At 59.7% G+C, this 23,131-nt stretch carries 19 protein-coding genes; 7 read left to right on the forward strand and 12 right to left on the reverse strand.

Features of this window, described 5'->3' with window-relative positions:
• Positions 1-203: 203 nt before the first annotated feature.
• The 4 genes from JI748_RS00075 to JI748_RS00090 form a co-directional block, all read right to left on the reverse strand.
• On the reverse strand, positions 204-635 hold the full coding sequence (locus JI748_RS00075) for a hypothetical protein (protein WP_201633635.1): 432 nt from the start codon (positions 633-635) through the stop codon (positions 204-206).
• A 289-nt stretch (positions 636-924) separates the two neighbouring features.
• Positions 925-1,794: a hypothetical protein gene (locus JI748_RS00080; RefSeq protein WP_201633637.1), complete on the reverse strand. Its 870-nt coding sequence runs from the start codon at positions 1,792-1,794 to the stop codon at positions 925-927.
• Positions 1,791-3,515, reverse strand: a complete 1,725-nt coding sequence (locus JI748_RS00085; protein ID WP_201633640.1) for an ATP-binding protein — start codon at positions 3,513-3,515, stop codon at positions 1,791-1,793. The genes JI748_RS00080 and JI748_RS00085 overlap by 4 nt, the downstream gene beginning before the upstream one ends.
• A 67-nt stretch (positions 3,516-3,582) precedes the next feature.
• Positions 3,583-4,239: a hypothetical protein gene (locus JI748_RS00090; RefSeq protein ID WP_201633643.1), complete on the reverse strand. Its 657-nt coding sequence runs from the start codon at positions 4,237-4,239 to the stop codon at positions 3,583-3,585.
• 508 nt (positions 4,240-4,747) lie between these two features.
• Between JI748_RS00090 and JI748_RS00095 the strand changes: the two genes are divergently transcribed.
• A complete protein-coding gene (locus JI748_RS00095; RefSeq protein ID WP_201633646.1) occupies positions 4,748-5,368 on the forward strand; it encodes a hypothetical protein in 621 nt (206 codons plus the stop codon).
• 347 nt (positions 5,369-5,715) lie between these two features.
• Here the strand turns inward: JI748_RS00095 and JI748_RS00100 are convergent, their stop codons facing one another.
• The 7 genes from JI748_RS00100 to JI748_RS00130 form a co-directional block, all read right to left on the reverse strand.
• Entirely contained in the window at positions 5,716-8,028 is a 2,313-nt protein-coding gene (locus JI748_RS00100) for a DUF3987 domain-containing protein (RefSeq protein WP_201633648.1), read from the reverse strand.
• A 200-nt stretch (positions 8,029-8,228) separates the two neighbouring features.
• The gene (locus JI748_RS00105) at positions 8,229-8,477 is read right to left on the reverse strand and encodes a helix-turn-helix transcriptional regulator (protein ID WP_201633651.1); all 249 of its coding nucleotides are present in this window, start codon (positions 8,475-8,477) and stop codon (positions 8,229-8,231) included.
• A gap of 274 nt (positions 8,478-8,751) precedes the next feature.
• Positions 8,752-10,020 carry a tyrosine-type recombinase/integrase gene (locus JI748_RS00110; RefSeq protein ID WP_201633654.1) on the reverse strand — a complete coding sequence of 423 codons (1,269 nt, stop codon included), beginning with the start codon at positions 10,018-10,020 and terminating at the stop codon, positions 8,752-8,754.
• A gap of 492 nt (positions 10,021-10,512) precedes the next feature.
• Positions 10,513-11,493 (reverse strand): sugar phosphate isomerase/epimerase family protein, encoded by a 981-nt coding sequence (locus JI748_RS00115; protein ID WP_201633657.1) that lies wholly within the window; start codon positions 11,491-11,493, stop codon positions 10,513-10,515.
• Positions 11,490-12,983 carry an FGGY family carbohydrate kinase gene (locus JI748_RS00120; protein WP_201633660.1) on the reverse strand — a complete coding sequence of 498 codons (1,494 nt, stop codon included), beginning with the start codon at positions 12,981-12,983 and terminating at the stop codon, positions 11,490-11,492. The genes JI748_RS00115 and JI748_RS00120 overlap by 4 nt, the downstream gene beginning before the upstream one ends.
• Positions 12,980-13,939, reverse strand: coding sequence for a transketolase family protein (locus JI748_RS00125; protein WP_201633663.1), 960 nt, complete (start codon positions 13,937-13,939; stop codon positions 12,980-12,982). Before JI748_RS00125 ends, JI748_RS00120 begins: the two co-directional genes overlap by 4 nt.
• Positions 13,939-14,691, reverse strand: a complete 753-nt coding sequence (locus JI748_RS00130; protein ID WP_201636910.1) for a transketolase — start codon at positions 14,689-14,691, stop codon at positions 13,939-13,941. Before JI748_RS00130 ends, JI748_RS00125 begins: the two co-directional genes overlap by 1 nt.
• 323 nt (positions 14,692-15,014) lie before the next feature.
• On the opposite strand from JI748_RS00130, the gene JI748_RS00135 reads away from it, so the two are divergent.
• The 6 genes from JI748_RS00135 (at position 15,015) to JI748_RS00160 (ending at position 21,974) form a co-directional block, all read left to right on the forward strand.
• The gene (locus JI748_RS00135; RefSeq protein ID WP_201633666.1) at positions 15,015-15,641 is read left to right on the forward strand and encodes a DUF2291 family protein; all 627 of its coding nucleotides are present in this window, start codon (positions 15,015-15,017) and stop codon (positions 15,639-15,641) included.
• On the forward strand, positions 15,638-17,161 hold the full coding sequence (locus tag JI748_RS00140) for a sugar ABC transporter ATP-binding protein (RefSeq protein ID WP_201633669.1): 1,524 nt from the start codon (positions 15,638-15,640) through the stop codon (positions 17,159-17,161). The genes JI748_RS00135 and JI748_RS00140 overlap by 4 nt, the downstream gene beginning before the upstream one ends.
• Before the next feature lie 9 nt (positions 17,162-17,170).
• Positions 17,171-18,220, forward strand: coding sequence for an ABC transporter permease (locus JI748_RS00145; RefSeq protein ID WP_201633673.1), 1,050 nt, complete (start codon positions 17,171-17,173; stop codon positions 18,218-18,220).
• Positions 18,221-18,274: 54 nt separating this feature from the next.
• A complete protein-coding gene (locus JI748_RS00150; RefSeq protein ID WP_233280576.1) occupies positions 18,275-19,090 on the forward strand; it encodes a DeoR/GlpR family DNA-binding transcription regulator in 816 nt (271 codons plus the stop codon).
• A gap of 246 nt (positions 19,091-19,336) precedes the next feature.
• Positions 19,337-20,275, forward strand: a complete 939-nt coding sequence (locus JI748_RS00155; protein WP_407644958.1) for a D-ribose ABC transporter substrate-binding protein — start codon at positions 19,337-19,339, stop codon at positions 20,273-20,275.
• Between the two features lie 187 nt (positions 20,276-20,462).
• Complete coding sequence (locus JI748_RS00160; protein ID WP_201633677.1) at positions 20,463-21,974, forward strand: DUF5060 domain-containing protein; 1,512 nt, start codon at positions 20,463-20,465, stop codon at positions 21,972-21,974.
• Here JI748_RS00160 and JI748_RS00165 read toward each other — a convergent pair.
• Positions 21,971-22,984, reverse strand: a complete 1,014-nt coding sequence (locus JI748_RS00165; protein ID WP_201633679.1) for a LacI family DNA-binding transcriptional regulator — start codon at positions 22,982-22,984, stop codon at positions 21,971-21,973. The genes JI748_RS00160 and JI748_RS00165 overlap by 4 nt on opposite strands.
• Positions 22,985-23,131 lie beyond the last annotated feature (147 nt).

Genomic DNA, 23,131 nt, shown 5'->3' on the forward strand with positions numbered 1-23,131 from the left:
TGCCGTATGACCCCATCCTGGCTATCGACTTTTGTATCGCACAAAATGATGGTCCGTTGTGGAAGCTGCTAAGGGCCATCCCCGAGTACCGTAACCTCGTTGAAACCTCCCAACTTGAACTTTGGAAGCCATTCATTGATCGGCTAAGTGAACCGGCGGGTCGTCGGGATTGGCTTGGGCCGGTGGTCGCGTTCTAGCGGCCGCTATTGGGCGTCAATCCTCCCGGTAATACGACCCCACGCTTCTCGGAACTCTTCGTTCTCATAGTCTCGGCGCTCGAGCCAGTACGATTGATCACCACCCTTATCTCGGCTGGCAATTCGTCGCACGTCATTGATAGAGAGAATGTAGCAAGACGGTGCGTCTGCGTTCGCGTTGACCGTGATTATCCACCATTCGGATCGCAGAGTTTCGAGGGACTTTCCCAGCCCTACAGCACCTCGTTTGCTCAAGGCTTTTGATTGCACGCCAAAAAAGACCGTCTCATCATCGTTGACCACAATGAGGTCTGAACCGCGCGCGTTGCGAATAGTCGGCATCACGTGCCAACCGCGCCGGGATAGCTGCCATGCCGCATAGTTCAGCCCGGCATTTCCGGTGATTTGACTACGCTGTTTGGTGGTTTCTGCTGCCAAAGTTCGCTCCAATTTTGATTGGAGCTGCCCGGCGTGTAGCCGGGCGTTCGTAACCTTGCACACAGACAAGGCGCCGCCACCTTTGGGCAGAGCCTTGGACATGCGTGACAGCCGCCCGGCCAAGAGTTATCTCGACCGGCCTGTGTGCCTCGGGGTTACGACGCCCCACGGCTGGGATTGACCAAACCGCAAAAACTTCAATGCCACGAAGGGCGTCCATCTTCAACGACGCATATCTTTTGGTGCACGGTGACAGATAATGGAGACATGCCCAGCTGGATACCGCGTCCTAGTCCTCGTTGTCGCTGTCCGGCAGCGTATCGATAAACTCCGGCAGTTGCCCATTCACGAGCCAGTCCAGCAGATCCCCGTCCTTCAGCACAGAAGCAAAGTAGATGTGCCGCCATCCGTTTTTGCCACGGCCCGCCTCTAGCTTACGGAATGACCGGATCTGGTGAACTACGTTCTGGTCCAGCGCCCGCATGTTGGCCACAGTACGAATTAGATGACCGTGCATCTCTTTGACAAAATGGACGAAGCGCGGCTGTAATTTGAGCCCGGCCACATGACGTAAAAGGAGCGCCTCAAGGTCGGCCTCTAGACCATCCATTGGCATCAGCTCGAAACTGTGCGGGGCCTCATAGGGCTCTCCAACGACAATTCGCAAAACCCGATTTTCCACGAACTGGTCAAAGTAGGGGTGGATGAAAATCCGAAGATCGTCTTTGTCCAAGGTCTCGGCCAGCTTGTGCCCCTGGCAAATGTCGCACATCGGCGACAGGTTCGCCGGTATTACCGAAAAATGGGGAAAGTCCGTTTTAGGAAGATAGTGGTCAAGGGTGTGAGGCGTCCCGTCCTCACCGCAAGACGGGCAAATCTGGAGTTTTTTCTCGCGCATAGCGCTGAGGACAATCTGATGGGCGTGCCCATCGGCCGGTGAGTTGTACAGCGTCAGAAACGGCGTGGGGTTGGCTAGGCTTTCGTCCCACTGTTTGATCACTTCCGGATTGCCGGCGGCATCGATGAACGCTTGCACACGCTCAGTCCAATCATCGCCTACTCTGGCGAAGAATTTCGCGTTCACACCCTTTGCTCGTTCAGCGATGATCTCCTTAAGGAGTTCGACACTGCCTTTTTTAGGCAGGTCAAGTTTAGTCACCACTTGCCAGCCTCCATGGCGGTGATCTGCACAATGAGCTCTTCATTGATGTCATCGCCTAAGGCGTCAATGAGGGCCTCTGCAGTTCCAAATTTCTCTAATTCCGCGCGAAGCCAAGCTTCGTGCGGCTTTGCCACACGCTTGTCCTCAAAGACATAGGATGTGATGCGCTGCACATCGCCGCCGAAGGTTTCAAAAGGCGGATTGGAAATGTGGATCTCATCCTTGCCTCGACTGAAGACATGGACGCAATCAGCGGGGGTTTCACGCACCGTCACCACGGAGTGGGTGGCCAGGAGAGCTTTTGACGAGTAGGCCGCAAGTATTTCTTTGAGCATGCCGACGAACCTGATCTCCAGGGTTGGATGGAGGAAGAGTTCCGGCTCGTCGACCAGGATAAGACTGTTTTGCCGTATCGCGCCTAGTATGTTTATGACGATGTAGGAGAAGAGGCGTTGGCCAGAACTTAACCCGACTGGCTCCCCATCTTTGAAGAAAAAAACCCCGTCGATCAAGTTCACCCCGGACCGGATGGCCTCCGGCACGAGGTTTTCGACACGGTCGGCTGATATGCGAATATAGCGGCGAACGAGATCCCCATCCTCGACTTCTATGATCGTGCCACGTCTACCAAACCGACCAGTAGTCATGGCTTCCGTATCCGCGTCATCGTTCAACGCGAGGGCGGCGAATTCGAAATCGATCGCCGAACCCATGACGGATTCCATGGTTGCTATCTTCGCCGACCATTCCTGAATGCGGCCGAAACGCTGGTCGTGAGATAGGGCATTGATCAACGAGCTTGCAGCGTTAACCTTCGGAATGCTCCGGGAAAGTTGAACAGGCTGAGGGGAGTCGGTTTCGGTGCCACCAGCGCGGCCTCTGAGGCCAAAATACCGATAGAATCCCAAATCCTGGCGATCGGCCTGCTTCCCATCAGTCGCATCGACGGGAAACAGTTCGAATGGACTATAGGACACCACGACGACTTGGCTGGCTCCGGGCGGAGTGGTAAAGCCGGGTTCGTCTGCCGGCGTGTCGCCGTCGTCGAGCCAGGAATCGACCATTTGCCGGAGGAGCTGGGATTTGCCGACTCCATTCGGCCCGATGACGACGTTGATGTCGCGCGGAAGCAACGTATTGGACTCAAACGGCAAAGTCATGTCGCGCAAGACACCGTCGACATCTCGATACCGAAAGCCGATGTTGGCCAGCGCGGTTTTTCTGCCAGCCAAAATATGCCAGTTGTTCGAGAAAGCCTGCTGGGCACCACGCTCGCGGAGCAATGACGCGCCAAATGCGGGGTCCGCGATGAGCTTGATGGCTTGGTCATCCGCCAGATTGCGCGCGAGGTAGCTAGCATCGCGCAGCTTTTCCGCCACTTTTTGAGCAACTTCGCTACCGGCAATGCCGATGAGCTGCTCGTAAAATACAGTAGAGGTGGTGACTGAGACATAGTCGGCGTCTTCAATTGGGAACCTGCCATTCCAACCATTCGCCCGGCGTTCGACGAGGAAGGGATGCGAGTGGGGGTGACCGGCGAACATGATCTTGACCGGACCGAGTTCCACCTCCTCGCCGCCGATCACACACAGCGTTGGAAACGTCGTACGATTCCCATAGTCATCCCAGTTGTTATAAAGCAGGACGATCCCGTCCTTGCCGGATGCGGTGAACGCCGAAACCACTGCGTCATCCGACCCAGCATAAAGAATCCTCATCGTCCCTCCTAATCAGCCAATTGCAATTGGCCGACACTCGACCAGGTCTATCCCCGTCAAAACGGCGCTATGCGATTTTCGTCGGCGGCAGCACTCCACCCGGAGGGAAGGCTTTTGGCTCGAGTATTGCCGGAGGCCAAACGGGCACAGCGCCTATAACCGTTGCTGCCTCGGGATATTCAGGCCTGATAGCAGGTCGATAGTCACGTGTGCCCAATTGCCATAGCGAGTCGAGGTTCGCCAGATAGAGTCCAACCCGATGTTCGCTATCACCGATGATGCCCTCGTATATGCACTGGTGGGGGCTTCCGGGTGAGCGATCGAAGCTGCCAAGTTTAGCCGTCCAGGGGTCGGGCAAGTCCTGAGCAATTCTCGTAATTGCCGATCTATAATTTTCCGTGTCCACCTCTGAACCATGAAAGTAAAAACGGGCAGCAACTATCGCGGTTAATGTCCCTTTTCTCTCACCGAAGAACTGCACCGGTGACAACAACCCGGCCATGTAAATTTGCTCAATCGCCTCGATCACTCGTGTGTCGTGATCTTCGTCCCATACCACTTTAAAATCGTGGACCTGAGGGAGCGCTAGCGCGCGGCGGGTCACATCAAGCCATTCAACGGATCTGAAGACCGAGTAGTGGGTCCCGCGGCCGATCGAGCCGACAGGATTGGGTTCATCGTACAAACATGTGAAAAGCTTGGAATATTGCGGCACAGTAGTCATGGTCTAACACCTTGGTCGGAGGGTTGATGTGAATTCCTTCACGGCCGCCCCAATTTCGTCGGGGCCACCAATCGCTGATAAATATATAGCGGCGCTGTACCACGCGGAAGCTCTTGAGCCATGAGGATGGCGAAATGTGCCGCAAGGCTGACGCGGTGGCTTTAATGGTTGGCTTTTAAAGCTCGGCATGCAGGGGGCTAGCATATGACCTGGCTACATGCGGAGTATCGAAGGCTCTCAATGGTCTCGCTACGACATCCAGCAAACTATGTGTTTGATGGTCGGCAAATAAGTCCTGTTTGCTGCTTCTGACCTTATCTCGGTCATTCCACCTTCTTGGACGCTAGCGAACCGCTGGGTGGGCAGAATCTTTTACAGCTGGCGCTGCCAAAAGTGCTTGAAGTCGCGTTGGGTCGTCCCTAGCTATAATGCGCGAATTGGCGCGGGAGCCGAAAACTCCCTCGCTGCAGTTGACAGCTGCGACATTAACCCTGACCCGGAGATGAGAATGGTTTCTCTACCAGTTTATTCGACTTTGTTTTCCTGCCTGCATGATGAACCTGATTTTGTAGGTTCTCTTGGTCGGGGTACTCACTATTCTGTCCTGAGAAGCGTTGAGTGGCTCGACGTTATTCGCGAGCCGCTTTTGACACCGCAGATACACGACTTCGCGGTGATCTGGGATGAGGACCATGATACCCGCGTCATTTCTGCTATCGAACGCATCTATATGGCTGGCCTGCTCTCCCCGGTCCAGTTTGTCGGCGAACGCAAGGGCTTACTTTCTGTCATCCTCGCTTCCCGGTTCTTCTTCCACGGCGACGGGGGAGCGCTGGAGCAGTATCGCAAGGCAGTAAGCGAGATTGCGTCCAACCTTGGATTTGATAGCTGGACATCCGAGATTGGAACATTCGATCGCCAGCTTGGGTCGCCGCACCAAACTGACCCTGTAGGCATCATCAACGATACCGACGAAAAAGTGGAGACCTACCTCAGGAACATCGATAATCTTTGGGGGCTTGGAACTCGCAACTTTGAGCCGGAGCGTGACACCCTTTATCCGGGGTTGTTTCAGCTCGAGCCTCCATCGTTCACGAAGCCCCTACCGTTCCCGGCCTCACGAAGCTAGGGGAACTGAGCAGGATTGGCTCAGTTCCAAGCGAAGCCTTTAGTGGCGATGGCTGAGAGCCGCCTGTGCAGCCGGTGGCCTTGCTTTTCGCTACCCTTGTGGCGGCCCTAACCCTAATGCGGCTGCTGGTGCTGCTCTGCCGAAAGCAGTGAGCATCAATGCAGCAGCTTTCGTTGAAGGCTAACGAGTCCTGCAAGCCAGTCTGAAAACATCTCTGCTATCTCTGCATTACGTACACAGCGCCCTAGTGCATAATAAATGATGGCAGCCCCTTTTAAGGGGCGCGCAAGGAAGAGATAGCAGAGATTAAGCAGTCATTGGTCGATCTCTGCTATCTCTGTGCTGATCTACTGTTCTGCCTCCCCAATAGCATCCTTGACCGCCGCGCGACGAGCGCGCCATTGCTCGCCTTCAGGTGCGAATAAATCGAACACCTGAGGGTTGACATTGTATTTGCTGGGCCATCCGCCATAGGTTCTTGCTTGAGCATGCGCGTTAAGCCAATCGGCGTCCTCAAGAATTTGAACCGCACCTCGGCGAACGCGATCATCTGCCTTCTTGAACGCCTGACAGTGCTGGGTCATCCAGTCACGACCCACCGTGGGCACTTTCTCATCACACGCCACGATGGATCGAGCTAGCGACTGAGCCAATTCGAACGCCGGTGCGCTGCTGAGGATGGTCGAATAGAGTACATATGCGTGGCGACGAACCTTGCGCATATACCGGATTGCATAATGCATCGCATCCGAACCGACCTCAGTGGCCTGGTGGCCAAGCAACACATGGAACACAAGCGCGACTTCTGCCAACATGCCGGGATGCTTCCCGAGGTGTGCGGCATAGGCGGGCGCGAATTCCTGTGTCGCCAATAACATCCGTCGGATTTGAAGTTCCTCAGCATCAAACAAGCGGCGAGCTTCATCAGTAAGCGTCAAAAAACGAGGAAATGTGCTGGTCGTGGCGCCCCATGCATATTCAAGCCAATCGCCCCAGAGCTTTGTCGCTTCGCGCGCGTCGCCAATAACTGCCTCCAAATTGGGTGCAGCCAAGATGCATGGGACGAAGCGCTGGATAAGACCGTCTTCCGGCATGGACTTCATGTTATCGGCCAGTCCATTTGGGGTGCACGCCGCTAGGACGGAGACCCCCCAATTTTTGACTAGCATTGCACCGCGTTCGACCCGGTTGATCTGCCGGGGGCCGCCATCGCGGAGCTGCAACCAGTCCCCTCGATTCTTTGACGCATCGCCCTTATTCGAAGAGTCGATTGCACCGATCCAAGATGACATTTCTTCAGTTAGCATTAGAAGCCCTCGCTCGTTGGCTACGAGGGCATCCGCAAGCGCGGCAACTGTTGAATCGCTCGTGTACATCGCTGGCAGAGGTGGTCTGGGCTCACCTTTCTCAAGCCCCTCACACGCACTCGTCCATCGGTCAAACTGCTCGTTGTGCATTGACTTTATGCGCTCTGTTGCTGCTCGAATAGCTGGCGATTTACCCGCGCTAGGACCACCGCACAGGAACGCCCATTGGCGCGCTGAGACGCTCCAATTCGATTGGGGGCGAACCATCAGCTTAAAGCCATCATCAATGACAGAAGCGGCAGCGGTCACGGCGCTGATGATGACACCGCTTTGGTCATGACCAGTAGCGCTCGAGTAGGCGCGCGCAAAATCAGCAATGCACGGTGGCACTTCATCGAACTCGTACGGCGGTGGAATGACCTGCCGCAGCAAATCGCGCGGCCTCCCAAAGCCTGATGCGCCGGAAGCGGGAGCGAGCTGCGCGGCCTTGCTCCCGGGGTTGACCCATCCGTTTCGTTGAGCTTCAGCGAAGACGGCCTGATAGCCGGTGTTAGTCGGAGCGAAGCCGTCCCACTTGCGAGAAGCCTCCTTTGGATTGAACTTGTCCGACGTAGCTGACCAGCTAAGCCAAAGCTCACGCCCTACATCGCCCAGCTCGCGCAACCCAAGGCCCATACGAATCCAAAGATCATATTCGTCTGCACGCATGTGCAGGAGCGCGGACCGTAATTCCGAGACAGTCTTGGCAGAAACTCGCCCTACCTCAACTGTCTTACCCGTCGTAGGTGCGTCGCGGCCCACACTGTGTAGTGGCGCAAGCTCGCGCTCTACATACTCGGCAAGGTCGACGACATGGCCTGGACTATCGGCGCGAACTTCCCGCTCGGTAACGGTGAAAAACCTTCCCGATGAGTAGGCTTCAATGCCGGTGGTGTTCGACCCGAGCGCTGCGAACAGCCTGCCGTAGCCGATGACGTGCTGTCCGGTTCCGCTCGGGCTGATCTCAACGTGACCCCAGTCATGGAGGTCTTCCCTTACCCATCTGTTGGCGAGACGCCCTAGTCCCTTGACTTCTATTTGGTCTAAATCGATCCCCTGCCAGTGGCCCCCTGTGCCATCGGGACCAAGCGCGAATGCCAATCCCCAATCTTTTCCGCGTTGTGCGAGCGCCGCCTTGGCATCGTCGTAGCTGGCAAGCTGCGCCCAGTCTTCTGGCGTATCAGTCGAACCACGAGTGGCGCCGTTGACGTAGAATGGCACCTTCAGGGGTTTCTTGTCTGGCTGTGGCACCTTTTTCCATACAAGCCAACGGCGCACCACGCGCATTGCCTTAAAGGTTGAAAACCTTGTCATTTGCGGACCGACTCCGCGGTCTGCTACACGTCCAACATCCATTGGTAATACTGCCTTTGTTCGGGCAGGGTGGTGGCACACCCTGCCGTCAATATTGGCGGCGCATTTGTTGGGCTGGATGATGCAGCTGCTTTAGGGTGAAACAAGCAGAGGCATTCCAAATTCGTCCGACCCCGCGCCATTTAATGGTTTGAGGTCGGTTATGCGGCTTCGCTAGTGCTGCGCTTCGCGCCCGCGGCCATCCATTCGAGAATATCGCGCTCCGAATACCAGCAACGGCGGGTGCCCGTGGGGCTATAATAGCGCGGACCTTCGCCGGTCTGCCGCCAGTCTTCGATTGTACGGATGCTGATGCCGAGCAGCTCGGCAACTTCGAAGCCCTTTAGAGGGCGACCCTTTGGGGTATACGTGAACAACTCACAGAGCTGCTCGAATTTCATCTGGGGCATTATGATCTCCCGCGTATTTGCGTCGGCGGGGATCGCAGCCAACTTCGCGGGTGCCCGACTCCCTATTGGAGGGAGCTGCTGTTGTCATACCGTTAGGATAACGTGGTGGCCGCAAATCGTGCAAGTGCGTAGTTGCTGTCAGCAGGAAACGCGCTGCCGCTACTGGTCACTAAGGTAGCCCCGCTGCCGCCGCTGCGGTGGCGCTGTAGCGAGGGACTGCCCCGCGCCATCAGCGGGGTAGCGCTATGCGGGATCGCGGCTGTGCGGGCGGCCGTCATGCACGCAACGGCACCACATTGTCGCCCGCGGTAATGTGTCCCTGCTGTTCGATCCAGTCTCCGATGCGCTGGCACTCAGGATAAAGCCAATCGAGCCGCGTCAGATCAAGGTAATTGCGGGCGGTCACATCTGCCTGCGCGGGCACATGGCATGTCAGAAGGTCGGTGCGGAACTTCTCGATCAAACATTCGCGCATTGAGATATTCGTGTAAGTACGGCGCAAGTCGTGGCAACTCAAGGTCTTGCCCGCAATCTTACTGACAAGTTCCATTGGTGCACGTGGGTCCGTGACATGCCCGGTCTTGGACCGTGACGAGAAAACAAATTTGCTGATCGTCAACTTTTGCCGCTCCCGCAGCACCGCCACTGCCTGACTGTTCAATGGCAGGAACACCTCGCGCCCGTTCTTCGGGTCGGGCAGGTGCCACCAGCACGCGGCGGGGTCATCGCTGATGTTGACGCGATCCCACGTCAACATCGCCCCTTCATTGCGCCGCGCTCCTGTGAGCAGAAGGAACAGCGTCAAGTCAATCCCGGCGAGGGCGTCTTGGTTCTTAGGGGATGTGCGGGCATCGTGTAGCGCATTCCAGACCGTCCCGATGCCGCGTTTGTCGATATAGCGCTGTGTCCGGGTACCCAGCTTCGCCCAGTGGTCTTTCAACACATCGACCGGGTTGAACAGGAACAGGGGCGAGCCATCGGCGCGCCGATACTGACGGCTGGCGAAATTTATCAGCGCCCGCAGCGTGGTCATGCTGAGGTTGGCCTGACCGGGTGCTGGACCTTTGCCGCGGAGGCCCTTCGTCGCCATCTCGCGGTGCCGTTTACGAATGTCGTCCTCGGTGATGCTCGCGATGGGCCTATCCAGCCACGTTGCGAACACCTGTTCGACGTGCCGACGAACCTCGGCCTTGCTGCTGGGCTTCAGTTTGCCGGGGCGGTTGACATAAGCTTCCATCACCTGTCGCAGCGTTACCCGCTCCGCCTCTTCCGCTTTCTTCGCGGCACGCGGATCAATGCCATCCCGCATCTGTTGCAGAATGGCCTGCGCCCTGCGTCGCGCTTGGTCCTCTGTGAATAGTCCGAACCTGCCGATGGTGATGATGACTGCTTTTCCCTTGATCCGCCCTTGCGCGATAAAGGCTCGGACCCCGTTGGCCGTTACCCGCAGGCCATAGCCAGAGACGCGGTCATCCCAGTGAATTTCGTATGCAGTAGCGGGTGCCTTCACCCCGTCAACGTAAGCCTTGGTAAGCCTCGGCACGTGAGTATCCTCCAGCGCAGTGCTAGCACAGTACAAGCGCGCTAGGGGTAGCTAGGACGTAGTGCCACGCTTTTACAAGGACATCAAGTCATTGAATTTGCATAATAAATAGTACTGATTGCGGATAGGTCGTAGTCGACCGTAACCCTATTGCTCAAACTCATAACCTGAAGGTCGCAGGTTCAAATCCTGCTCCCGCAACCAATCTGAAAGGAAAGCGCTCGAAAGGGCGCTTTCTTTTTTTTCCAGCTCAGCGTTCGTCATTTCGATAAAGTCGAGCCGGTGTTTGGCTGAGGATTGGCATCATTCCATGCGCGCTGTTGCCCGTCCGCTTTGACCCCGTGGCGGACACTAACAGGCGACTACAAAGCGCCTGTTAGCTGACACTTGCGGTGACGTTGCTGGAGCTTCGGGCTCGTATCGCTGCTCAAAGATGCTCGCGTGCATCCAGCGTCAGATCAACATTGAACGCAAAGATCATGCCGGCAGGTCTCACATCGCGCCGAAGAGTGCTTTTTGTGCGATCTTGAGCGCAGTGATGGCATCGTGGCGGCTCTGGGCTTCCTGGAGGGCATCGATGTCGAGGGCGTCAAGACCTTTGGCGGCGGCCTTGAGGAAGTCGATGGCGTGGGTGGCCGTGGCAACGCTGTCTTCGCGGAAGGGGAACTGGTCGAGCTGCCAGACGCCGTTCCAATTGTTTTTCTTCAGCACATAGAAGAATTCGAAGAGTTCGATCGGATGGAGGCTGCCGGCGACGAGGTCATCGTCCCAGGAACGATAGTTGTCGTTGACGTCCATGCCGAAGAGGCGGCCGTGGTCGATGGCAAGCTGGGCCGAGTCGGCCGCAGATTCACCGCCCATGATGGAGTGGCCGAAATCGAGGAGGATGCCGACATTGGGCAGCCCGATCTTTTCGACGCCGAGAATGGTGCGGGCGACCGACCCAAAACTCATGCGGACGCGCGGTTCGCGCGGCTTGTATTCGATGACGAATTTGAGATCCGGGTTTTCCGACGCGAGTTGGCCGACGCCGTCGAGCGAACGCTGCCACTGCGTCGAGTAATCGACCTGAAATGGATAGTCCCAGCCGTCCTGACCGGGCCAGAGCTTGACGTAATCGGCCTTGTGGAAGCGGACGACGTCGCAGGCGGCCGTGATCAGCTCATGCGCCTTGCGGCGGATGCCGGCGTCAGGATTGGTGAAGGCGCCCTTGACGAAGTCGCGGGTGTAGATCTCGGGCGTGATGCCGATGACGCCCAGATTATTGCGATCGAGCGCCGTCTTGATCTGATCGTTGGAGAACTCGCCGCCGAAATAGGGCCAGTTGAGGTCGACGACCGAGAGGTCTTTCACCTGGCCGGCGAGATCGATGGCTTCGATGATGTTGCGCGGAATGCCGTAGCCATCGGTGGCGTAGCGGTCGAGATAGGTCGCAAAGTGCCAGATGCCGGCGCCAAAACGCTGGTTGGTCATTGGGTTCCTCCACTGTTCTGTTGGTCTGGTGTTGCAAGCGTCTGGGTCACGGCGGACTGCCAGCGCTGGCGTTGTTTTTGGGCGGTAGTTTCGTCCATCTGCGGCGCAAAATGGCCGGCGGCATGGACGCCCGGCATGGCAACGCCGATAGATGAGAAGGCGAGGGCGGCAGCGCCGAGGGCGCTGACTTCAGGCGCAGCGGCAGCAGCGACCGGGCGGCCGAGAATGTCGGACTGGAACTGCATCACCGTCTTGTTGCGCGAGGCCCCGCCATCGGCCCGGAGTTCGCCCAGGGGCGAGTCCATGTCGGCTTCCATGGCGGAATAAACGTCGGCGACCTGGAAGGCGATGGCTTCCAGTGCGGCGCGGGCGAGGTGGGCGGGCTTTGTGCCGAGAGAGAGGCCAGTGATGGTGCCGCGCGCATCGGCGCGCCAATGGGGGGCGCCGAGGCCGACAAGGGCGGGAACGAAGGCAACGCCGTTGCTGTCGGGGACGGTTTCGGCGAGGGCAGATAGCGCGGCTGCGTCAGCGAGGCCCAAAAACTCGGCGGCGAAGGCGGCGGTTTGGCCGGAGACGGAGATGTTGCCTTCAAGGGCGTGTTGGACCTGACCGTTCTGGCTCCAGGCGATGGTCGAGGAAATGCCATGGGTGGAACGGACGCGGTTGGGTGTCAAAGCCATCAGCGAGGTGCCGGTGCCGTAGGTGGCTTTTACCGTGCCGGGGGTGCGGACGCCGTGGCCGAAGAGGGCGGCGTGGGAATCGCCGATCATGGCGAGGATGGGCGTGCGGGCGGGGAGGGCGGTGGTGCCTTCGGCGGTGACACCGAAGCGGGTGTCGGAGGATCTGACCTCGGCCAGCATGTTCTGCGGCACGCCGAAGAGTGTGCAGAGATCTGCGTCCCAGGCCAGCGTTTCGGTATTGAAGAGCTGGGTGCGGGAGGCGTTGGAATGGTCGGTGGCGTGTGTTGCGCCGCCGGTGAGATTCCACAGGAGCCAGGAGTCGACGGTGCCGACGCGGAGTTCGCCCTTTTCCGCACGGGCGCGGGCGCCGGGCGTGTTGTCGAGTAGCCAGGCGATCTTGGCGGCGGGGAAGAGTGGGTCGAGCGCGAGACCGGTTTTAGCTTCGATGGTGTCGGCATAGCCGGCGGCGCGGAGGGCGTCGCATTTGGGGGCCGAGCGGCGACATTGCCAGATGACGAGGGGGCCAATGGGCTCGCCTGTTGCCGCATCCCACACGAGAATGGACTCGCGCTGGTTGGAGATGCCGATGCCGGCGATGTTGGCGTCACCGGCCTTGCGGACAACTTCTGCGATGACCGTCTTTACGCCGTTGACCAGCGCCGTGGCCGATTGCTCGGCCCAGCCAGGCTGGGGATAGGTGACCACATTGGGCACCGAAGCCTGGTGCAGCACGCTGCCGGTGGCATCCACAAGCAGGGCCTTGGTATTGGTGGTGCCCTGATCGATTGCGAGGATCAGCTCGCCACTCATTTCTTGCGCGCGACCGTCTGGCGAACAGCATCGGCGATGCCGGTTTCGTTGAGCCCGAAATGGTCGAACAGCCATTCGGCCGAGCCGGTGGGAACAAAACCGGGGAAGCCCAAGATGCGCATGGGGACCGGCTCGGTCGTGGCAACCACTTCGGCAATGGCGCCGCCCAGGCCGCCGCGGACGGAATGCTCTTCCACCGTGACGATGGCACCGGTTGCAATGGCAGCGGTGATTGCATCTTCGTCGAGCGGATTGACGGTCGCCATGTTGACGACGCGGGCCGAGATGCCCTCCGCGGCGAGGGTTTTGGCTGCGGCGACCCCGCGATGGACCATGGTGCCGTTGGCGATGATGGTGGCGTCAGTGCCTTCGACGAGGGTTTCGGCCTTGCCGATTTCGAACCTTGCGCCTTCGGGGCGTTCGAGCGCCGGAACCGCCATGCGGCTGACTCGGACGAAAACGGGACCATCATAGGCGGCGGCGGCCTTGATCGCTTCGGCGGTCTGCCAAGGGTCGGCCGGAACGATAAGCTTGAGGTTGTTGAAGAGGCGGAGCCAGGCCAGGTCTTCGATCGAGTGATGGGTCGGGCCCAATTCGCCATAGGCGACGCCGGAGGACTGGCCGATCAGCTTCACGTTGACATTGGAATAGGCGATGTCGGCTTTGACCTGTTCCAGCGCACGACCGGTAATGAAGCAGGAGGCGGCCGAAACAAAGGGCACCTTGCCGCCATTGGCAAGGCCGGCGCCGACGGCGACAAGCGTCTGTTCGGCGATGCCGACATTGACCATGCGCTCGGGAAACTTGGTGCGGAAGCCGCCGAGCTTGGACGAGCCGACGCTGTCGCTGACCACGGTGACGATGCGCGGATCGGCTTCTGCCAAGGCTTCAATCGTGGCGGCAAAACTATCGCGGCAGTCGAAAAGACCGGCTTTGTGGGATGGAGCAGCGCTCATCAGACGAGTTCCCGCATGGCTTGTTCGTATTGGTCTTTGTTGGGTACGCCGTGATGCCAGGACACGTTGTCATGCATAAAGCTGACGCCCTTGCCCTTGAAGGTGTTGGCGATAACGCAGAGCGGCTTGCCGCGCCCCTTGGGGGAGGCGGAGAGCACGTCGAGCAGCTGGGCATGGTCATGGCCATCGACCACTTCGACGTGCCAGCCGAAGGCGCGCCATTTGTCGTCGAGCGGGTCGAGCGAGGCCGTATCTTCCGTGCGGGCGCCCTGCTGCAGGCGGTTGCGGTCGACGATCAGCGTCAGGTTCTCGAGCTTGCGGTGCCCGGCGGTGAGCGCCGCTTCCCAATTGCTGCCCTCTTGCAGTTCACCGTCACCAGTAAGGACGAAGGTGCGGTAATCCGCCTTGTCGATCTGGCCGGCAATGGCGATGCCAGTCGCAACGGGGAGGCCGTGGCCGAGCGGGCCGGTATTGGTTTCGACGCCGGGCAGGTAGTTGCGATTGGGGTGGCCGTTGAGCATGGAGAGCGGCTCCATATAGGTCGCAAGGTCCGCCTCGGGGAAATAGCCGGCAGCGGCCAGCACCGAATAAAAGGCACCGGTGCAATGGCCCTTGCTCATGACGAAGCGGTCGCGGCCGGGATCGCGCGGCTCTTTGGGATTGTAGTGCATCACGCCGAAATAAAGCGCTGCCAGGATATCGGTGGCGCTGAAGTCGCCGCCCGGATGACCTTGCCCGGCCTCATAGACCATCTGGAAGCTGCGACGGCGAATCCACAGCGCCTTTTCGGCAATGGCGGCAATGCGATCATTGCTGCGATCATAGGCTAGAGCGCTCAATTGGGGTCCTCACTGCCGGATGGGGTGGCGAACGGTTGAGGCGCAAACTAGCGACCGACAATCGTTGCGGCAATCGAAAACTTTCGATTTTTGCGAAATTGAAAAGCCAAGAAGATGCGGATAATGGGGCGGTTTCGCCATTGACACGATAAGCGTGGCTGCTGCAAAACAGTGAAATCGCAAAAAATCGCAATGAACTGGAATGGTCGGCGATCGCGAACGAGGAGTTTCGCTGCATGTTCGACCGGCGCTTTGTGCTCGCAGCTCTTGCTTTGGTGGTTGTGCCCCTTTCCGGCTGCAAGATCGTGCAGATCGCCGAGGAGGAGGCTGCGGTGCCGGCCGGATTCGATGCGTCAGGCTATGCGGAAGGTATCTGGTCTTCGCAGGCGCTGCCGTATTTTTCCGAATCCGCGCGCCCGGTCACCGAGGTGATCCCGGCGATTGTCGCAGATCTCGAAGGGGCGGGGACGAGCTACGGTTACCGCGCGGGGGAAGGGTCTCCCTGGAGCTTTGTGGTCAATGGGACCGGCGAGGTCACGGCCAAGAACACCGAGTCTCGTGCCGGGACGCTGGAAGTAGCCGTGGATGGTCTGGCCGAGCCGGTGGTGGTGCAGATCGGGCCGGTCATTCGTGGCAATGGCGTTCGCGATGCGCTGCCCTTCGTCTCGTTCAAGGACTTCGTCAACCAGATCGAATATGCCAATGCCGGTAAGGCCCTGACCGCGCTGGCCTACCAGGCCATCGGAACCAATGCGGAGGCTGTTGCGGTGGGCGATACGGTGACCTTTACCGGTGCCATCGCTGTCAGTCGGCCGGGGGATGCGCTGATGGTCACGCCGGTCAGCCTCGAGGTGGCGCCGTGAGCGAGGTCGTCCTCAGCGCTCGTGCCATTACCAAGGCTTTCCCCGGAACCGTGGCCCTGCAGGACGTCGACTTCGACGTTCATGCCGGTGCGGTCAATGTGTTGATCGGCGAGAACGGCGCCGGCAAGTCGACGCTGATGAAAATCCTTGCCGGGGTGGAGCGGCCGACGCTTGGCACCATCACCATGGAGGGCCGGCCGGTCAGCTTTGCCTCGATCCGCGATGCGGCAAGCAACGGCATCGGCATCGTCTTCCAGGAACTCAATCTCTGCCCCAACCTCAGCGTCACCGAGAACATCTTCCTTGGCCGCGACATTACCAAGGCCGGTTTCCATATCGACCGGGCGGCGCAGCGAGCGCGTGCAGCAGACCTGCTGGCGCGGCTCGAGCACGATATCGATCCGGATTCTGAAGTCGCCGAGCTGATGATCGGCGAACAACAGATCGTTGAAATCGCCAAGGCGCTGGCTGAAGATGCCCGTATCCTCATCATGGACGAGCCGACTTCGGCGCTTTCCGCCTCGGAAGTGGAAGTGTTGTTCAAGGTTATCGGCGAGCTCAAGCGCGCGGGCGTCGCCATCATCTATATCTCGCACCGGCTCGAAGAGCTGATCCGCATAGGCGACCACTTCACTGTGTTGCGGGACGGGCGCCTTGCCGCCAGCGCACCGCGCGACGAGGTCAGCATTCCCTGGATCATCAGCAAGATGCTGGGCTCCGAAGCGGTGGCGGCCAAGCGCCCGCCGGCGATCGCACCGGGACCCGCCATTGTCGAAGTGGAAAACCTCAGCCTGCCGCGGCGTGGCCATGGGCTGGCGGTGGACAATGTGTCGGTGTCGTTTCGCCCCGCTGAGATCACCGCGATCTATGGCTTGCTCGGGGCAGGGCGGACCGAGTTGTTCGAGAGCCTTTATGGCCTCCGCTCCGGGGCATCCGGTTCGGTGCGGCTCGATGGCAAGGAGCTGGCGGGGCATTCGGTCAGTCACCGAATGAAGGCGGGGCTGCTGCTGGTGCCCGAGGATCGGCAGCGCGACGGACTGGTACAGAACCTCTCCGTCGGCGGCAATCTGGGGCTCGCAAGTTTGAAGCGCTTCACCAGGTTTTTCTCGATCTCCAAGGCAGCGGAAAAGCCGCTGCTGCAGGAGATCATCGGCCAGCTGCACATCAAGACGGCAGGACCGGACGCGCCGATCACCTCGCTCTCCGGCGGCAACCAGCAGAAGGTGGTGATCGGCAAGTCGCTGCTGACGCAGCCGCGGGTCTTGCTGCTCGACGAACCGAGCCGCGGCATCGATATCGGGGCCAAGGCGGAAGTGTTTTCCACCATGCGCGACCTGGCCGACAAGGGGCTCTGCATCGTCTATACGACCTCCGATCTCAAAGAGACTCACGCGGTGGCGGACCGCATCCTGGTGATGGCCTATGGCCGGATCACCGCGGATCTGCGCGCCGAAGACGCTACCGACGAGGCGCTGGTGCGCGCCTCGACCTTCAAATCCGACGAACCCGCTTTCGCCTGAGGAGCCATCATGTCCACTGCCAGCGCCACCGTTCAGTCCGGCCCCAGCGGCAACACCTCGGCCCTGCTGCTTCTGCTTAAGCTGCGCACCTTCATCGCCCTGATCGTGGTGACGCTGTTCTTCGCATTCATGGCGCCCAACTTTGTTTCCGTCGCCAACGCGATCATCATCTCCAAGCATGTGGCGATCAACGCCATCCTTGCGATCGGCATGACCTATGTGATCCTGACCGGCGGCATCGATCTTTCGGTGGGCTCGATCGTGGGTCTCACCGGCATGGTGGCGGGCGGGTTGCTGGCTCACGGGCTGCAACTGCCGATGCTGGGCATCATCGTCTACCCCAATGTGCTCGAAGTGATCTGCATCGCGCTTTTGGTGGGTACGGCGATCGGGGCGGTAAACGGCTTACTGGTCACAAAACTGGGGGTGGCACCCTTCATCGCCACGCTGGGCACGCTCTACGTCGCCCGCGGCGCGGCGTTGCTCCTGTCTGGCGGCGCAACCTTCTCCAACCTCGTCGGCAAGGAGGAGCTGGGCAACCAGGGTTATCCCATCATCGGTTCGGGCAATGTGCTGGGCGTGCCGGTATCCGTCATCATCCTTGTGATCCTGGCGCTGATCGCCGCCTATGTCGCCCAGCGCACCCCCTTCGGCCGCAAGGTCTACGCCGTGGGCGGCAATGAGCGGGCAGCGGCCCTGTCCGGCGTACGCGTCGATCGGGTCAAGATCGCGGTCTACATGATCTCCGGTTTCTGCGCTGCGGTGGTGGGGCTGATCGTCTCCTCGCAGCTTGTTGCCAGCCATCCGGCGAGCGGGGAAACGTTTGAGCTCAACGCCATCGCGGCGGCTGTTCTGGGCGGGACATCGCTGTCGGGCGGGCGCGGTTTGATCGGCGGCACCATTATCGGCGCCTTTGTGATCGGCGTCCTCTCCGATGGTCTCGTGATGATGGGTGTTTCCGAATTCTGGCAGATGGTGATCAAGGGACTGGTGATTATTGCGGCCGTGGTGCTCGATCAGTTGCAGCGCAGACTTGCCGCCAACACCCGCCAGGGTTAAGCCGGAGCACTGATATCGAGAGGGTGCGCCTTGGCTGAAAGCAGGACTGCAGCAGTGGCAAGACGGGGTCGCAAGGCCGCCGAGCCCGAAGGTTCGCGCCAGAACCTGCTCGCCGAGCCGCGGCGCATGAAGATCCTTGAATGGCTGCAGGAAGAAGGCAGCGCCCGGGTGCGCGACCTGTCGCAGGCCTTTGCTGTGTCCGAGGCGACGATCCGTCAGGATCTCGAACGCCTCGACAATGACGGCTTCGTGGTGCGCGAACATGGTGGCGCCTACCTCAAGTCCGTGCCCCAGCAAGTGCAGTCCATGTCCTTGCAGCACCTCACCAATATGGACCGAAAGAAGCGCATCGGCCGCGCCGCGGCAGGGCTGGTGCACAATGGCGAGACCATCATCCTCGATGCGGGCTCGACAACCACCGAGGTTGCCAACAACCTGACCGGCCACCAAAACCTCAACGTCATCACCAATGCAATCAACATTGCGCTGATGCTAGGCGCCTTGCCCAGCATGGCGGTGCACCTGTCGGGTGGGCTGTTCAAGGCGCCGACGCTTTCGGTCACGGGGGAGAAGTCGGGCGACTTCTTCAACGGCATTTTTGCCGAAAAACTGTTCCTCGCGACAGCCGCTGTTTCGTTCGAGGCGGGGCTGACTTTCCCTGCAATGGCCGACCTTTACGTTAAGCGCGCCATGATCAAAGCGGCTTCGAAGGTCTACCTCGTGGCGGACAGCACCAAGATCGGTCGCACCTCGTTTTCCTCGCTCGGGCCGCTCGACATGATCGGCGGCTTTATCACCGATGACGGAATTTCCGACTCGGACCGCGCCGAATTCGAGCGTCGCGGCATCGAGGTCATCATCGCGGCCTGATCGCGCTTTTCGCACTCGCATCATCTTCACGTCACGATGCAGTTTGCTAGCAGACTGTTAGCGTTGCGCTTGCCCTCTGGCGGGTTTTTTCCGGCTGAAGCGTTTTGCTGCGTCAATCGTCTTCAACTCTCGTTGACACTTTGCGATTTGTTTGCATACATCAGCAAACGCAAAAAATACGAAGCAGCCGAAAAGGCTTTGCACTGCGAACGACCCGTTTGGTCATGGAGGACGAAAATGAAGTTGATGAAGACTTTTGCTGCCCTTGCGCTGGGCGCAATGGCTGGCGTGGCGCTCGCCATTCCGGCGCATGCTCAGGATGGCGAACTGGTGGTGATCATCACCCCGAGCCACGACAATCCATTCTTCAAGGCAGAAGCCGACGGTGCGCAGGCCAAGGCGGAAGAACTGGGCTACACCACCCAGGTCTATTCGCACGATGACGACGCCAACAAGCAGAACGAACTGATCGACACCGCCATCGCGGCTGGCGCCAAGGCCATCATCCTCGACAATGCCGGCGCCGACGCTTCGGTCGCTGCAGTGCAGAAGGCCAAGGATGCGGGCATTCCGAGCTTCCTCATCGACCGCGAAATCAACGCCACCGGCGTTGCCGTGGCGCAGATCGTCTCCAACAACTACCAGGGCGCGACGCTGGGTGCCGAAGCCTTCGTCGAAGCCATGGGCGAGGCCGGCAACTATGTCGAGCTGACAGGCAAGGAATCCGACACCAATGCCGGTATCCGTTCATCCGGCTACCATGACGTGATCGACCAATATCCGGACCTCGTGATGGTGGCGCAGCAGTCGGCCAACTGGAGCCAGACCGAAGCCTTCACCAAGATGGAATCGATCCTCCAGGCTAATCCCGACATCAAGGGCGTGATCGCCGGCAATGACACGATGGCCATGGGTGCGCTCGCAGCCCTCGAAGCCGCCGGTCGCAACGACGTGATCGTCGTCGGCTTCGACGGCTCCAACGATGTGCGTGATGCCATCACTTCGGGCAAGATCCACGCCACCGTGCTGCAGCCGGCCTACCGCCAGGCACAGTGGGCCGTGGAACTGGCCGACAAGTACCTCAAGGAAGGCTCGACCGGCATGGACGAGAAGATCTCGATGGACTGCGTGCTGATCGACGAGACCAATGCAGGCAGTCTCGAAACCTTTGCGCTGGCTGATTAAGCTGAACGAATAGAATGACGGAGCCGGGCCGGAAGGTCCGGCTCTTTTGTTTAGCGGGGGGGCAAATGGCACTCGCGCCCTCCCCTGCACGATGTCACCCCGGCGAAGGCCGGGGTCCAGCCTGAAATCTCAAGATGGATCCCGGCTCAAGGCCGGGAAGATATCGGGGGTTTGGAAACGAAAGAAGATGCCAATGACCGCCACCGTCGCCCAGTGGGACATGTTCGAAGCCAGCTTCGAGGGGCCGCGCGAGGGCAATCCGTTTCTCGATGTCCAGTTGGAGGCCGTGTTCTCCCAGCATGCACGGGAAGTGCGGGTGCCTGGCTTTTACGATGGGGACGGCCTCTATAAAGTTCGCTTCATGCCGGACAATCCGGGTCCTTGGACTTTTACCACGCGCTCCAATGCGCCTGCGCTTGACCGGCAAGAGGGTGGCTTCGAAGCGGTGGCGCCGCGGCCCGGAAAGCACGGTCCGGTGCGGGTGGCGAACCGCTTCCACTTTGCCCATGCCGATGGCACGCCATTCCTGCCTTTCGGCACCACCTGCTATGCCTGGACCCACCAGCCGCTCGGCGAGCAGGAAAAGACGCTGCGCACGCTGGCAAAGACGCGCTTCAACAAGGTGCGCATGGGCCTTTTTCCCAAGGACTATCCCTACAACACCAATCAGCCGCTGCATGATGTCTTTGTGCGCGGTGCTGATGGCGCGCTCGATTTCGATCGCCCGAACCCACAAAGTTTCCGCCATTTCGAAACGCAGGTGAGGGCGCTGGGTGAAATGGGCATCGAGGCCGATGTCATCATCTTCCACCCTTACGACCGGTGGAACTATAGCGGCATGAGCGAGGCGCAGGATTATCGCTATGTCGCCTACCTGACGGCGCGGCTGGCGGCGTTCAGCAATGTGTGGTGGTCACTGGCTAACGAATACGACTTCATGCTCGATACCAAGCCGATGCACCAGTGGGACCGCTATTTCCACATCATCGAGGAAAACGACCCGGTCGGGCATCTGCGCTCCATCCACAATGGCGCGCCTGCCGCGAGCTACGATCATCGCAAGCCCTGGGTCAGCCATGTCTGCATGCAGCATTGGGACGTCAAGCGAACCGGCGAGTGGCGGCAGACCTGGGGCAAGCCGGTGGTCAACGACGAGCCCGAATATGAGGGTGACCTGGTCGAGGCCTGGGGCAATATTTCGGCACAGGAGCTGGTGCACCGCTTCTGGACCATGGCGCTGCGCGGCGCCTATGCCGGGCATGGCGAAACATTCGCCCATCCCGAGGACCTGATCTGGTGGGCAAAGGGCGGGGAACTGCACGGCGAGGCCTGGAAGCGGATCGGCTTCCTGCGCGATGTGCTCGAGGAAAGCGCGGTCAATGGGTTCGAGCCGATCGACGCCAGCGTCCGCTTCAGCGGGCGCATCTCGGGCGCGCGGGATGGCGACACGACCATTCTCTACCTCGGCGAGCATCAGCCGGCGATCTGGCCTTATGGCCTGCCCAAGGATGACGGGGAGTATCGGGTGGAGGTGATCGACACCTGGAACATGACCATCGAGCCGGCCGAGATCGTGCCGGCTCCGGCGAACCATCCGGTGCGGCATGGGGCGGTGGTGCTCAAGACCGAGCCGGCTGCGGCCTTTGCGGTGAAACTGCCGGTACGGCCGTATCTGGCCATTCGGGTGCGGCCGGCTTAGCTGCGGCGGGAGCTGGCGCGGGCGACGATGCGGGGGGTGACAACGAAATGCTCTGCCTCGGTGCGGCCTTCAATACGTTCGATCAGGAGGCGCGCGGCCTGAAGGCCCAGGAGTTCACCGGATTGGTCGACGCTGGTCAGCCGATTCTGCGCGAAGTCGCAGTACATCGTGTTGTCATAACCCACGATGGCGATATCGCCGGGAATGGAGAGACCCATGTCGGTGGCGACGCTGATCGCCTCGATGGCGATGAGGTCGGTCCAGCAGAAGAGGGCATCCGGCCGATCGGGGCTTTCGAGGATCTTGCGAATGGCGCTCTGCACGTCGCGCAGGGTTTGCGAAGAGCGCGTGATCTGGATGGCGGTGCCGAGGCCTTGTTCCATCATCTCGATGCGGTATCCCAATTCGCGCTGGCGGATGATGGTGGACGGTTCCTGGTTGAGGCTGACCATGGCGATGCGACGGTAGCCGTTTGTCGCTAGGTGCCGGACCACGAGCTTGGCGCCGAGCTGGTCGTCGTTGTTGACGGTGTCGAGGAGGCCGGCACCGGGTTCGTAGTGGCCGACCAGCACCAGTGGCACTCGCTTGGCGAGGGCAACGAGCCGCAGCGACTCTTCATTGGGGCCGATGAGGATGAAACCGTCCATCTGCCGGTCGATCATAGCATCGACCAGCTCGTTGGCATGAACGGACACCCCTTGCATAGCTTGGTACTGGGTACGGGCAAGGGCGGAGGTCACGCCGTCGAAAATGTCGGCGAAGAACGGGTTGCGCATGTCCGGAAAGAGGATGCCAAGCGTATAGGTGCGGCCGCGCAGCCCGCGGGCAGAGGCGAGCGGTCGATAGCTCAGCTTGTCCATCGAGACGCGGACTTTTTCACGCAGCGAGTCGCTGACACCATAAGCATCGCGCAAGACTTTGGACACGGCGGCGACCGATACACCGGCATCGGATGCCACATCCCGGATGGTCACGCGTCCTGGCCGTTTCGGGGCTTTAATTTCGGCCATTTAAATCGTTCTCCGGAGCTCCTTCGCTTAGCCGCCGCGAAAGGCTATTGCAATTCGCATCAGAATGTAGAACGCTACACGTAGAACAGTATACAGCCGCGTCAAGCGGCGGATTTGGGAGGTTTTACGCGTGTACGACGCAGCACT

It is taken from the genome of Devosia rhizoryzae (genome assembly GCF_016698665.1).
Lineage (GTDB): Bacteria > Pseudomonadota > Alphaproteobacteria > Rhizobiales > Devosiaceae > Devosia > Devosia rhizoryzae.

What these genes read in the sequence shown, in the direction of transcription:
- JI748_RS00085 (WP_201633640.1), bottom strand. Translation starts at nt 3,515, where the DNA reads ATGAGGATTCTTTATGCTGGGTCGGATGACGCAGTGGTTTCGGCGTTC.
- JI748_RS00090 (WP_201633643.1), bottom strand. Translation starts at nt 4,239, where the DNA reads ATGACTACTGTGCCGCAATATTCCAAGCTTTTCACATGTTTGTACGAT.
- JI748_RS00095 (WP_201633646.1), top strand. Translation starts at nt 4,748, where the DNA reads ATGGTTTCTCTACCAGTTTATTCGACTTTGTTTTCCTGCCTGCATGAT.
- JI748_RS00100 (WP_201633648.1), bottom strand. Translation starts at nt 8,028, where the DNA reads ATGACAAGGTTTTCAACCTTTAAGGCAATGCGCGTGGTGCGCCGTTGG.
- JI748_RS00105 (WP_201633651.1), bottom strand. Translation starts at nt 8,477, where the DNA reads ATGCCCCAGATGAAATTCGAGCAGCTCTGTGAGTTGTTCACGTATACC.
- JI748_RS00115 (WP_201633657.1), bottom strand. Translation starts at nt 11,493, where the DNA reads ATGACCAACCAGCGTTTTGGCGCCGGCATCTGGCACTTTGCGACCTAT.
- JI748_RS00120 (WP_201633660.1), bottom strand. Translation starts at nt 12,983, where the DNA reads ATGAGTGGCGAGCTGATCCTCGCAATCGATCAGGGCACCACCAATACC.
- JI748_RS00125 (WP_201633663.1), bottom strand. Translation starts at nt 13,939, where the DNA reads ATGAGCGCTGCTCCATCCCACAAAGCCGGTCTTTTCGACTGCCGCGAT.
- JI748_RS00130 (WP_201636910.1), bottom strand. Translation starts at nt 14,691, where the DNA reads ATGGTCTATGAGGCCGGGCAAGGTCATCCGGGCGGCGACTTCAGCGCC.
- JI748_RS00135 (WP_201633666.1), top strand. Translation starts at nt 15,015, where the DNA reads ATGTTCGACCGGCGCTTTGTGCTCGCAGCTCTTGCTTTGGTGGTTGTG.
- JI748_RS00145 (WP_201633673.1), top strand. Translation starts at nt 17,171, where the DNA reads ATGTCCACTGCCAGCGCCACCGTTCAGTCCGGCCCCAGCGGCAACACC.
- JI748_RS00155 (WP_407644958.1), top strand. Translation starts at nt 19,337, where the DNA reads ATGAAGACTTTTGCTGCCCTTGCGCTGGGCGCAATGGCTGGCGTGGCG.
- JI748_RS00160 (WP_201633677.1), top strand. Translation starts at nt 20,463, where the DNA reads ATGCCAATGACCGCCACCGTCGCCCAGTGGGACATGTTCGAAGCCAGC.
- JI748_RS00165 (WP_201633679.1), bottom strand. Translation starts at nt 22,984, where the DNA reads ATGGCCGAAATTAAAGCCCCGAAACGGCCAGGACGCGTGACCATCCGG.